Source organism: Streptomyces sp. NPDC090741 (assembly GCF_044769045.1).
Taxonomy (GTDB): Bacteria; Actinomycetota; Actinomycetes; order Streptomycetales; family Streptomycetaceae; genus Streptomyces.
The window spans coordinates 50,619-62,671 of sequence record NZ_JBIVXF010000023.1; the positions used below are offsets into that span (position 1 = coordinate 50,619).

The following is a 12,053-nucleotide window of genomic DNA, read 5'->3' on the forward strand; positions in this document are numbered from 1 at the left end:
AAGGACGCGACACGTGAGCACACAGCCCAGCCTTTCCGGCCGCCAGTTCCTCTCCCTCCACCTCCTGGAGACCGTCGCCGCCGTTCTGCCGGTACGCGATGAGAACGGCGCGCCCAAGGCCATCGTCTACGGCGGCGTCGAACGCCACATGATCACCAGTCAGGCCCGGCGCCGTGCCGAGCGTGTCCACGCCCGCAACCGGGCGAACTCGGGTGTCGGCGCTCTGAAGGGCCACGCGATGGGCGTCCGCACCCGGGAATGGGCGCTGATCACCGCCCGGAGCCTGGAGAACGACCACGGATGGGAGTACGAGTCGGCGCTGCGTACGGCACGCGCGGTTCTCGAAGCCCTCAACCTGAAGTTCGGGGACCCCGTGAAGAAGACGGTGGCCAACTTGACCAAAGTGTTGGTGTTCGCGCCCTCGGACGCCGGTACCCGTATCGCCGGGCACCTCGCCGCCGAAGCGGAGTCCATCACCGCCTGGGCGCAGGAGTTCGCTGCCGCGCAGCAGACGGAGGCCGATAAGCGCAAGAAAGGCAAGAAGCCCGCGGACGAGGAGCAGGAGGGTGATGCCGCTGAGAACGCGGCTGCCAAAAGGGTGCCCTTGCCGAAGGCGACCCGCACTGCCGTGTTGACGGCCTTGGCGCCCCGGGACGCCATCGACATCGCGCTGTACGGCCGCTTCCTCGCGGAGGTCGCGGATTCCCCGAACGTTGACGGGGCTGTCCAGAGCAGTCATGCCTTCACGGTGCACGAGGCCGAGCAGGTCGACGACTTCTTCGCCGCCGCCGACGACGCCAAGCTCGACCGCAAGGCGAACGCGCTCGACTTCCTTGATGCCGCCGACGATGCGGGCGCAGGTATGACCGGCTACCAGTCGCTCATCTCGGGCACTTTCTACCGGCATGCGGTCCTCGACCGGGTCAGGCTGCGGCGCAACCTGCAAGCCGCCGGGATGGAGGCGGACGACGCCGAGGCAGCCGCCGTCGCCGCTGAGGAGGAGTTCGTGAACTCCTTCGTCGACGCCTTCCCGGAAGCCAAGAGGAACTCCACGGCATCCACCGGAACCCTGCCGGGACTCGTCCTAGCATTCGACGGAGACCGACCCTTCAACTACGCGGGCGCCTTCCAGCGGCCCATCGACGAGCTGACCGACGGGCCGGCCGGCGCAGCCGCCGTACGCCGCCTGCTGGAGCACCACCGCTTCGTCACTCAGCGGCGCACCGACATCCGGCCCGGGAACGTCCTCACCTACGACCTCGACACCAACGCCGTGCTCGGGGAGCTCAAGGCCGAGGGGAAGCTGGACGCGAAGGAAGTCGTGACCGTCGAGGAGCTGACGGCGTGACGCACGTCCTGCTTATCCGCCTGGCGGGTCCTCTGCAGTCCTGGGGGCTGGTCTCCCACTTCACCCGCCGCGATACACACAGCCGACCGACGAAGTCCGGGGTAATCGGCTTGTGTGCGGCCGCGCTCGGGCTGGACCGGACGGCCGACCTGTGTGCCGAGGACCTGCCGCTGGCCGAGCTCCGGTTCGGCGTGCGCGCCGATCGGCCGGGCGTACCCGTACGGGACTACCACACCGTAGGGGCAGGCAGGTTCCCCGTACGGCCCCGTGACATCATCACCGACCATCGCAGGGCGGCGGCCGTCTCCCGCTCCATGGAGGCGCAGACCGGCACTGCTTTCGGGCACCACGAGCTTGCCAACTGGTACGGCGCCCCGAAGAAGATCGCCAAGGACGCTGGTTCCGGAGGTCTGATCTCGGAGCAACTCGCCCGCGACGCGCTGATCACCGAGCGCTGGTACCTGGCCGACGCCGCTTTCTTGGCTGCCCTCGAACACGAGGACCTGGCCTTGCTCGAGAAGATCGCCCATGCACTTGAGCACCCGCAGCGACTGCTGTGGCTGGGCCGCAAATCATGCCCGCCGTCCGGCACTCTCGCATGCGGGGTACACGAGGGCACCATCGAAGAGGTGTTCGCGGAGACGGCCCTGCTGCCCGACGCAGCGGACGAACCCCGTCCCTGGGCCTGGATCCAGACCATGCCGGACGACGCGGAGGCGGCACCGATCAACGACCAGCCCGTCACCTTCGAGGCGGACGAGCGAGCCCACACGCTCCGCTGGGAGACTCGCGCCCGCATCACGATCGCCGAGACCGCCACTGGATGGGACGTCCTCCTGTGACCCGGACCACCGCTGCAGCCCGTTTCGTCGCAACCCACAGCGTGCTCACACTCGATGCGCGCCATCCGTTCGCTGCGAAGTCCCTTGTCGATGCCCAGGAGATGCACCGCACCGTCATGAGCGGCTTCCGCGGCTGGGTGGCAGACGGCGAGGCCGACGCGCGTGCGCAGATGGGCGTCCTGTCGACCTGGTCGGTGGACCTGAAGGCAGCCGCGCTCGTCATCGTGGTGCAGTCGCGCGTCCCGGGGGACTGGTCCCGCATACCGCAGGCCGCCATGACCAGCCGACCGCGGATCATCACCGTGGACCGCACCTTCAGGGTCGGCGACGTGATGGAGTTCCGCACCGTGGTCAACCCGGTCCGCAGCGTTCCGACGGAAGCACCTGCCTCGGAGAAGGTCCGGGGCAAGCGCGTCGCCCACACTCGGCCGGAGCACGTCAAGGAATGGTTCGTGCGCCGGCTCCAGCCCGAAGGCGAGCCCCGCTCCGGCCCGAAGGGCACCGTCCGTATCGGCGCCACCGCCGACGAAGGAGCACTCGCCGTGAGGATGCTTCCCACCGTCTCCAGCGCCGGCTCGCACAAGGGCCTGCGCATCGTCCGGGCCGAGCTGCGTGGGAAGCTGACGGTCACAGACCCACAGGCACTGGCCGACACACTGGCAGAAGGAATCGGGCACGGCCGCGCATACAGCTGCGGGCTGCTTCTCACCCGTTGACAGCGGATCCATCTGCCGCATCGGAGTCTCCACCCAAGGAGATCGCGTCCCGGTGCTGCTGGGCGCTGCCGCTCGATATTGCGTTGGCGTTCGAGCGGCTGCGCACGGCAGAGTGGCGCGGTGACTGAGCTGTGGGCGCAAACCCTGACCTGGACAGACGTGGATCCGCTGCGGCATCCGTTCGAGCTGGATGACGATGCGGCGAGGGAACTGACCAGTCTTGTGGCGCCCTTGCTTCCCGACGCCGATGCTGTAGAAGACGACCGGTGGCGTTCCCTGCAACCGGTCACCGACTTCCTGGTGGGCCAGTACGGACCGTGGGCCTGCGGGTGGAATTGGTCAGTGGGCGAGGGCGACACCGACGGCGGGGTCGTCGAGGTGTGGTGCTGTTCCTCGCACTCCGTGACGACGAAGGAAGCAACGGCTCCGCTCGTGGTTGCGGCCCTGCTCGAATGGCGCGACTGGCTTGAGGACCTGGCGGAGCGCTTCTCTGCCCTCACGCCGCCGGCGCAGCCTGGAGGGCAGGCGGTGGACCCCTGGCACTGGGAGCGGGCGTGCACGCGCCTGGTCACCGCGGTGGCCGACCGGACCCAGGCCGACAGCGGCTGGTACACGCACTGCATGCAGGTTCTGGGGTGGTTCCTCGCCTACAACGGCATCGACGAGGAGCGTGCCCGGGAGATCGTGAAGACTGCGGTCGGCGGCCGGTTCGATAGCTGGATCGCACCGGACGCCACAGTGGTCGACGCGGTGAGTTCGGGGTTCGCCCGGACCATCGGCAAAAGCCGATGAGCTCCGGGACCGACCGCCAGAACGACGCCCTCGCCGACTGGCTGCGCATCCGTACGGGGATCTCCTGGCCGCGCTGGAGCGGCGAGCCCCCTATCGCCGCCGAGCCGCTGGCGTCTGACGGCTTCCGGAATTTCTTCACCGCGACGCGCGGCGGCCGCGACGCCGAAGGGACCGCGCGGGTCCTGACCTCTCTCGACCGGGTTTTCGCCGACGCGCAGCAGGGCGCTGAGCTGACCTTTCCCCTCATGGTGAATTGGCAGCGGACCGTGCTGCACCGCAAAACCGTGGACTTCCGCACGATGCCGGCCTTCGCGAAGGGCGGACGAGAGCGCTACGGCCTCGCGCCCGAAACGCTCGCAGAGTTCCAGCGCTGCCTGGCCGAGAGCACCAGTCCGGATGTGCCCCTCCCCTCACGCGCCGCCCGGACCTACCTCGACGTCCTCTTCTTCCATCCGTTCGACGACGGCAACGCCCGCGCAGCCATGCTGGCGCTGGCCTTCCTCCTGGCCCGAGAAGGCGTCTTCCTGCTCGACGTGCACCCGCTGCAGGCCACCCGCTGGGCCGACGACACCGACGGCGCGGCCGATCTGGCGGCGCTGCTCGGGATCCTGATCACCGCGGCTGCGCGCCGCCAGTCCCACGGGAGCCGGTCATGACCGGACGCGACGTTCTGCTGAACGAACTCGCCCAAGGGTTGCTCCCGATGGCACAGGGCCTTGAGTGGTTCGACGGCCTCAGCACACAGGAGCAGTCCGAGACCCTGCTGTTCTTGTGCCACCACTGCATTCAGGCGCGCGCCGTCACCGAGGACGGACCGGAGAGCATCCGCCGTGCCGGACTGCGCCCGACGCATACACCGGCGGTTCTGATCACCCGTGGCCCGGTCTATCAGCAACTGGGCAAGATCGCCGGCCTCACGCCGCTCGATGAACGCCGCAAGGCGTTCCGGCTGCTGGTCGCGGTCCTCGCGATCGCCGACGAACGCCGCCGCACACGCTACTGCTCCGACGGGTGCGGGCATTGGTGGCACAGCCTGCCTGCCGCTGATGGCACGTGACCAATCAACGCGGACCGGCTTACCGGATTTGGGAGACATGGGAGTCTGCGCCGCCGTACGCTCACGTCATCACTTCCTGAGCTGGGGCGCCTGCGCCCTGCGATAGGGACCAGAACCTCGCGACGTCAGAGGTCGGTCCATTCGCACAGCGAGGGGAGGTGAAGGGGCGTGGACAAGCGTGAGCAGACCACACCCGGGACGGCGTCGAAGGCAGGGACCAGTCTCGGTCGTGCCGTCCTGGTCAACGTCATCGGCAAGGCCATCTGGTCGCTGCTGGTGGCGATGTTCGGGGACGACGACGTTTAGCAGGCAGGGGTCCAGCAGCACGATCGCTGCTGGACCCCTACTGTTCGGTTGCCAGCTTCTGCTCGCCGCGCCCGCGGGGGTGACCCGAAGGTGAAGGCCGGCGGCCGTATCACAGGACTGCGCTTGCTACTCCGTCCCCCAACTTACTCAGTAGGCCGAGAAGTCAGTGCAGGAGATAGGGCGGTACGGCAGAGCTTGGACTGCGGCGCCTGAGGCGAGGCCCCCGCTCTTTTCGCCCGTTACTCTTCGGAGGACGGCGGCGGAGTAGGGTCCGACTCCCAGATGTCATGGGCGTGCGTTGGGGTTCGGGGCCTCCTCCACCGGGTCGTCCGGCCCGGCTACGGTCCACACCTCGCCGGACAAGGTGACGCTGGGGGAGCCGCCGTGGTCGGGGCGCCGGCGAGTGACTCTTTGACTGACCCACTCGCCGTTACGCGGTTCGGGCAGGCCGAGGCTGCGAGCGATCTCCGCGTGCTGGCGCATGCCCCCGAGTACGAGGATCCCCTCTCGACGCAGGTCGTTCCGGGCATCTCTGACCCGCTTCGGGGCATCTTCCGACAGGGCAACGGTGCGGATCGTGGTGCGGTTGAGTACCCGGCCTTGGACAAGCCTGAGCAGACTGTTCGTCCGGTCCTGGCTGCTGCCTCCGACTGCTTCGGGTGCGAAGAGTTCCTCCCGCAGCGGTGCGGGAAGGTGGAGCAGGGTGTTCTCCGGCAGAGGCGCGTCCGGGAAGAGCCAGGCGGTGGCCTGGCGGCCTGCGGCGGAGAGCATACGCTTGCCATCCCGGTTGCCAAGCCCTCGGATCAGGTGTTCGGGTTCGATCCTGATCAGCCCGAGACTCCAGCACGAGCGCTGGTCGTCGGCCGACACGAGCAGGCACAGAGTGCCGACCTCGCCGGGCGCGATGGTCCACGTCCGGCCCATGGTGACCTTCAACGTCACTTCTTGGCCTCCGATGAGGAGACCGGTCCCGCGGCCGGGCTGGAACCCCCAGGCGCCCAGGAGCTCGTGGGTGATCTTGGTGGCGATGTAGACCTTCTCGGCCGTACCGAGCGTGTTGACGTCGAACCGGCCTGTTCTCCCGCCGTCGAGCACGCCGTCGAATGCCCTGCGCAGGGCGGCCGCCGTCAACGCCTCGAAGTCCCGCATGCCCCGCAAGGCATCCGCTACCGCCGAGAAAGCCACGTCGAAGAGGCCAGAGCCGGTAGACGATTTTTGAACCGTGGCCCCAGGGTCGGGGTCGGTGGAGCGCACCGCTGCGGGGACCTCGTCCACCGCGCCGGGGGTGACGGCACTCCGCACACCCTGTGTGGGGTCGGCTGCGGCGCGCGGAAACGGGAACCGAAGCTTGGCGGCGGCCAGTTGGTCAGCCACCACCGCCATGGCCCTGCTCTTCTCCGCCTGGCGTCAGGGTGGAGGTGGACCGCCGTCGCAGGGTCCGGGGGGACGAGCCGGAGCAGACTCGGGTCCCGATCCCAGCCCCGGCAGCCGCTCGGAGCCAGGACAGGGAACCGGTCCCGGGCCGCCGCGACCCCGCGCCTTGGTGCGGGCGTCGGGCGCAGAGTAGATGTCAGTAGGGCGCAGGTTCGTGTCAGCGAGCCGTGGCCATCCCGCCCGCGATCGCCGCGGTGATCGGTGGCGCCCGACTTCCCTGGATCGGTTACACCCTGGCGGCCGCTGACCTGCACGCCTGGTAGTGGGTACCGGCCGGGGCTTTCCCGGGCTTCGTGGCCCTCGTCCTGACCGTTGTGTGTCTCCACCGCAGGGCGGGCCCGGAGTGCCGCATCCATTCGGCTCTTGGGCCGACGCGGACGGCTCGTGTGCTGGCCGGCAGCCTGCCCGCTGCTGGTGTGCGCCGCCGTGTGCGTTTCTGCCCTGGTCGATCCCGAGGGCGATCCTCAGCTACGGTTCCAGCCTTCCTCGCTCGGCGTGGTTCCGGTCATGCTGGCCCTGCCCTGCCCTGCCCTGCCCTGCGTCGTCGGCGAAGACTCTCGGGGAAGAGGACCGCTCGACGCGTAAGAAGGTCATCACTGCAGCGGCCTTCAGGTTCATCCGCAAACGCCTCGCCCATGTGCCGGCGAGCCGACGAGAGATCGCGGTGGACGACGTCACCAGCGAGGTGATGTTGACGCTCAGGGAGAAGCGTGACCGGATCAGGATCCCGAAGCGCGCCATGTACCGCGTCGCTGCCTTCCACCGAGTGATGGTCCGCTCTGGGGGCCGTGCGAGTACCGTCCAAGGTGTCGACCCGAGAAGGGAGTTCCGGATGCTTGAGGAGCAAGAGGCTATCGGGCAGCGGATTCGCCGGCAGCGCTTGAACGTGGGCCAGACGCAGGCCGATCTGGCAGCCGCGGTCGGGAAGACCCAGGCCTGGGCTTTCCGAGTCGAAAAAGGCCAGATCGAGCTCGATCGCGCTACTTTGATCAACGCCCTGGCCGCCGCGCTGCACTGCCACCCGAACACGCTCATACAGCGCCCGTACAGCGTTGCGCCGGGGACCGAGCCTGATGCGGGCTGGCACGCAGCGGCAGCGTCCATCATGCGAGAACTGCGCCGCTACGATCTCGCCCCGGTCTTCGACGGCACCCCCCGCCCCTCGGCCGTCCTGTGGCAGGAGATGCGGCGCCTGCACCGTCTGCGCGATGCAGCGGCGAACTCGGCGATCCTGCGGGAGGTCCCGGACCTCCTGCGTGAGTCCCGTGCGCTGGCCGAGGTCTCCGTCGGCCGGGAGCGCGAGGAGGCGTTCGCGGTGTACGCGGTCGCCTGCAAGTTCACTCACACCGCCGCGCACGCCCTCGGTCAGCCCGAGTTGGTGGCGTTGGCCTGCGAGCGGGTCGTATGGGCGGCGCAGCGCTCCGGGGACCCGCTCCTGCCGGCCGTGGCGGACTGGATGCGGGTGTGGGACATGTGGGCCACCGCCGACTACGGCGACGCCCTCGCCCTGGCGGACAAGGCACTGGCGGGTATCCAGGAACTCTACGACGACGGTGACCCGCTGGCGCTGCGGGTGTGGGGCTCGCTTCAGCTACGGTCAGCTGTCTCTGCCGCGCGGAACGGGAACGCGGGGGAGACCCGGGCACGGATGAGGCACGCTGTCGAGGCCGCCGACCGGGTCGATGCCCACGTTGGCCCCACCCCGTTTGACCGGCACTCGCTCACGTTCTCCATGGGCAACGTGCAGATCCACGAGATCAACGTGGCATTGGAGATGTCCAATCAACGCGAGGCCCTGCGCCTGAACCGGGACACCGATCCGGGCCACATCGCCGCCCTGCCGAAATCCAGGCAGGGTCACCACCACATGGACCTCGCCCGCGCATGGCTGTGGGACGGCAACCGGGCCAAGGCTCTGATCGAGCTGGAGACAGCGGAGGCCCTGGCCCCGCAACTGGTGCGCCACCACCCCATCGCCCGTGCCACCCTCCGGCAGCTCGTATACGCCGAGCGACAGCTGACCCGTCAGAAGCTGCGGGGCATGTCGGAGCGATTTTCGCTGGATGACCTGTAGGTATACGCCGGATTCATATAGGCCCGTATACCGGCCCTTACGGTCTGCTCATGCCTGAGCGACCGACCATCGACCAGGCCGCGCCCCGCTGCTCCTTCCCTGCGGCGGGCAACTGGCGGCCACAGCGTGGCGACCTTGCCACCGACATCACCCGCGGACGCACCGGAGTGGTGGTGTCCCTGCCGGAGGACACTGGCACTCGCGTCTACCTTCTGAGGCCCGAAGGCGGCGGCGCGGACTGGGCCGCCCACCGGGTCAGTCTCGTCCCCGCCACCGAAGACCCTGGCAGTGGGGCGGCGGGGTGAGCCGCACGAATGACTCTGGGCGCTCCCCGATCCCGCCCCCACAAGGCGGGCTCAGCCGGGAACTCCAGGCGCGGGCTGCGGAAGGCCTGGTCCGGTTCCTGGCCAGCGTCCAAGCGCACAAGGATATCCGCTGCAGCCTGGCCGGCAGGCCCCCGAAGGGGCGGTGATCACCATGGCCGTACCGCGTCGCACTGCGCCGTACCGGGTCGGCGATCTGGTCTCGGGTACCTCGTACGTGGACCCGCAGGACCGCGGGCGCGAGATACCGGAGCCGATCACCGGACGCGTGGTTCAGGTGGGATCGGGGTGGGCCGGAGTCGATGCCGACCAGGCATACGTATGGGTCCGGCTCGGCTCCGGCCGTGAGCGGCAGGCCCTGATACGGGACATCCAGAAGGTGACCCATGAGCAGGCGCCAAGCCATGCGCCGACAGCGGTGTGCGGTGCTCGAAACGGCGCTAGCCGCCGGGCATGCCCCCTGACACCGCCGATGGCGTCGTCGGCCGCGTCCCGGGCGCGGCAGCGCCCCCTTGTAGGCCGCCGGGCCGGAGACAACGGATCTTGCAGGCGTTGATCGTGCCGATCGTGTTCGGACCGATCGCCGCGTAGTGGTACGCGACAGAGGGAGGGGACGATGACCATGGAGCACACCAGGGCGGAGGAACCGGGCCGGCTGCCCGTGTGCACGCCGCAGCAGGAGTTACGGCGGAGGCGGATCCTGGAAGAACTGGCGTGCAAGGAACCGTTTGCCGATGTCGGCGACGAGTACCTTTCGGCGATTGGCGTACGTGAGGCTCGCCCGACTCGTCCGGGCGGCACTGGGTGAACAGGCTGCCGAAACTGCCGAACCCGCCTGGCTTGTCCTCCCGGTGCCGGTTGACCCGATCGATGCACCGCGCAAGCGCACGGCCTGGGACCGCTTCTGCCCGGCACCGCATCCGCAGGAGAACCTCCCCCTCACTACGTGCGAGCTCGAGGGCATCCAGCGGCACGTCCTGGGAGCGGGAGCGGGAGCGGGAGCGGGAGCGGGAGCGGGAGCGGGAGCGGGGATGAAGACGGCGATGGATGTGGGCAGCGGCTGGGAAGGGCTGACAACGCGACGGCGCGGACGCGGGGTGCCGGGGATCGACCGCGGTGAGCTGCGCCCACCACGCCCTCCGTAGTACGGCGCAGCTCGTCGTGGACCGCTTTGGAGCGGGGTGCGATGGGTGGGGAAGCGGGTCCGCGCATCGGTGACGCGGCAGCTGGTGGACTATCGGGTGATCAGGGCTCGGCGGTGGGCGGCCCTGTCCAGTGGCGTGGCCAGCGAGGCTCTTTGCAACTTCATCGGGCTTATGGGTCGTTTGCTGGTTTCGGTGAAAGCGCCCGTGAACGGCCCGCCGCGTGCATAGAGTCAGAGGTCAGAAAGCCTGCTCCCCGCACCCGCGGGGATGAACCCTCGCGAAGCAGGTCCATGGAGCCATCGGAGGACTGCTCCCCGCACCCGCGGGGATGAACCCTGGGCGCTGGCCTAATCCCTTTGCGAAGACCTCTCTCCCCGCACCCGCCGGGATGAACCCGTCAGGGTCGCGGGTGCCCGGAAGACGAGCGCCTGCTCCCCGCACCCGCGGGGATGGGCCCCATTTCTCGGCGCGTCCGCAGGCTCGTCTGCGGTGAACGGCTCTGACGCGGCAGCGTGGCCTTCCGAGACCACAGCGGGACTTTGCGGGGCCTGTACTTCCTGACCCTCGCGCAGCCGGGCCGCTGAAGGGAAGGCCTACCGCAGGGCACGACGTACCGCACACGTAGGCTGCCGCCGGTGACCCGCCATACGCAGGGCGATGTCGGGGAAGTCTGCTCGCCGTCCAGGGGGAACGGAGACAAGCGGCTTGTGGAGTCCGAGTCGAGATCGTTCACGAATGTGTGCCAGAACCCGAAATTCGCCGACGACGCCACGCATGACCCGGCGAATCAGCCGAGGTCGCGAAGGACGCACCACACACTCACCATCCATGGCCGTCCTGCCCCCCCCAGGCAGCTTGACCGCAGGAGTTCACGCTTATAGCCCGGCCTGAGCGAGCAAGGATTCTGCCTGTTGCCGCGTGAGATTTGGCGGGGCCGGTGCTGCTGGGGGGCAAGTGCGGGTGCCGCGACTGAACGACAGCATCCACTCAGCAACGGGGCTGTCGGACTCCAGGGTGGCCACAAGCCGTTCACGCAGCGCTGGCGGGGTGTCCGCCCGGGCCGCGATCGCGTTCCTGACGAAGATGTCCTGGTCCCCTGCCAGCAGGTCACGTAGACCAGGCGGAAGGTCTGGGTGCGCGGCGACGGCCTCCCGGACATCGGAGTCCGGGTCGGCCGCCAGTTCAGGGGTCGGTACGGCATGCGCGACCGCGGCAGCACGGGTCGCCGGATCTGCCAGCAGTCCGGGCAGGAGGTCTGTGGGAGGGGCGAATGCCCGAACACTGCCGCTGCGGATGTTTGGGTCGGTATCCGTCAGCAACATCCTGCGAACGTCGTCCGGAGCATCGCGCCAGCGCTGGATGGCAGACGACCGCACACTTGCCTCCGAGTCTGCGGCCAGGAGGGCCAGCAACTCCGCCCGCAGATGCTCGTTCATCGCAAGGAACGACCGGACGGAAGGATCCGGGTCGGCCGCCAGGCGGGCCAGCAGCCCCAGCGGCTCATCTCTGACGCTCGCCGCGACCGCACACCGAACGGCCGGCTCCGGATGCTCCGCAAAGCGGGCCCTGATCCGAGAGGGCAGGGAGGAGTTCGCGGCGAGAGTCCGTATGGAGCCGAGGTCGATGATCTCCGCTATCAGTTCATCAGTCAGGTCCCGGCGCAGCAACGCGACAGAGCGCCGGGCTCCCGGGTGCTGGAGCAGGCGCCGCACCAGGTCAGCGGGCAGGTCCTCTTGGGTTGCTAGAGCACTGAGTTCAGCATCCAGTTCCATGGAACGCAGGGTAAGCATCCGGCCCGGAGGAATACGCCGCAAGCCGATCTGCCGTCGCAGCCGGACCCGGCAGCTCGTCATGGACGGCTCAGGCGCAGGTAGTCAACTACGCAGCCCGGGTATGGCTCGGGAGTCGATGGTGGCGTCACAGGAAGGGCTGGCTGGCCTGGGTATTTCGTCATGCCAAGGCACGGGCGTCGTCGTTTTCGCCCTGGCTCACTCGGGCATGCCGGGCAACGGTACG

Annotated in this window: 12 protein-coding genes; 10 read left to right on the forward strand and 2 right to left on the reverse strand. The window is 68.8% G+C overall.

What is annotated here, in order from left to right; all coding sequences use genetic code 11:
• Nucleotides 1–13 precede the first annotated feature (13 nt).
• The 7 genes from ACIQU4_RS39065 (at nt 14) to ACIQU4_RS39095 (ending at nt 5,061) form a co-directional block, all read left to right on the forward strand.
• On the forward strand, nt 14–1,348 hold the full coding sequence (locus ACIQU4_RS39065) for a type I-E CRISPR-associated protein Cas7/Cse4/CasC (protein ID WP_403741609.1): 1,335 nt from the start codon (nt 14–16) through the stop codon (nt 1,346–1,348).
• Entirely contained in the window at nt 1,345–2,190 is an 846-nt protein-coding gene (cas5e, locus tag ACIQU4_RS39070) for a type I-E CRISPR-associated protein Cas5/CasD (protein ID WP_403741612.1), read from the forward strand. Before ACIQU4_RS39065 ends, cas5e begins: the two co-directional genes overlap by 4 nt.
• Entirely contained in the window at nt 2,172–2,906 is a 735-nt protein-coding gene (gene cas6e / locus ACIQU4_RS39075) for a type I-E CRISPR-associated protein Cas6/Cse3/CasE (protein ID WP_403741615.1), read from the forward strand. Before cas5e ends, cas6e begins: the two co-directional genes overlap by 19 nt.
• A 120-nt stretch (nt 2,907–3,026) precedes the next feature.
• On the forward strand, nt 3,027–3,698 hold the full coding sequence (locus ACIQU4_RS39080; RefSeq protein WP_403741618.1) for a hypothetical protein: 672 nt from the start codon (nt 3,027–3,029) through the stop codon (nt 3,696–3,698).
• Nucleotides 3,695–4,354: a Fic family protein gene (locus ACIQU4_RS39085; RefSeq protein ID WP_403741621.1), complete on the forward strand. Its 660-nt coding sequence runs from the start codon at nt 3,695–3,697 to the stop codon at nt 4,352–4,354. The genes ACIQU4_RS39080 and ACIQU4_RS39085 overlap by 4 nt, the downstream gene beginning before the upstream one ends.
• On the forward strand, nt 4,351–4,755 hold the full coding sequence (locus ACIQU4_RS39090) for a DUF5958 family protein (RefSeq protein ID WP_403741624.1): 405 nt from the start codon (nt 4,351–4,353) through the stop codon (nt 4,753–4,755). Before ACIQU4_RS39085 ends, ACIQU4_RS39090 begins: the two co-directional genes overlap by 4 nt.
• 168 nt (nt 4,756–4,923) lie before the next feature.
• The gene (locus ACIQU4_RS39095) at nt 4,924–5,061 is read left to right on the forward strand and encodes a hypothetical protein (protein ID WP_403741626.1); all 138 of its coding nucleotides are present in this window, start codon (nt 4,924–4,926) and stop codon (nt 5,059–5,061) included.
• Nucleotides 5,062–5,346: 285 nt separating this feature from the next.
• On the opposite strand, the gene ACIQU4_RS39100 is transcribed toward ACIQU4_RS39095, so the two are convergent.
• Nucleotides 5,347–6,444: a NaeI family type II restriction endonuclease gene (locus tag ACIQU4_RS39100; protein WP_403741629.1), complete on the reverse strand. Its 1,098-nt coding sequence runs from the start codon at nt 6,442–6,444 to the stop codon at nt 5,347–5,349.
• A gap of 883 nt (nt 6,445–7,327) precedes the next feature.
• Here ACIQU4_RS39100 and ACIQU4_RS39105 point away from each other — a divergent pair.
• From ACIQU4_RS39105 to ACIQU4_RS39115, 3 genes are all read left to right on the forward strand, one after another.
• A complete protein-coding gene (locus ACIQU4_RS39105) occupies nt 7,328–8,569 on the forward strand; it encodes a helix-turn-helix domain-containing protein (protein ID WP_403741738.1) in 1,242 nt (413 codons plus the stop codon).
• Nucleotides 8,570–8,619: 50 nt separating this feature from the next.
• Entirely contained in the window at nt 8,620–8,874 is a 255-nt protein-coding gene (locus tag ACIQU4_RS39110; RefSeq protein ID WP_403741632.1) for a hypothetical protein, read from the forward strand.
• Nucleotides 8,875–9,508: 634 nt separating this feature from the next.
• Entirely contained in the window at nt 9,509–9,700 is a 192-nt protein-coding gene (locus ACIQU4_RS39115) for a hypothetical protein (RefSeq protein WP_403741635.1), read from the forward strand.
• A gap of 1,212 nt (nt 9,701–10,912) precedes the next feature.
• On the opposite strand, the gene ACIQU4_RS39120 is transcribed toward ACIQU4_RS39115, so the two are convergent.
• The gene (locus ACIQU4_RS39120) at nt 10,913–11,809 is read right to left on the reverse strand and encodes a hypothetical protein (protein ID WP_403741637.1); all 897 of its coding nucleotides are present in this window, start codon (nt 11,807–11,809) and stop codon (nt 10,913–10,915) included.
• Nucleotides 11,810–12,053 lie beyond the last annotated feature (244 nt).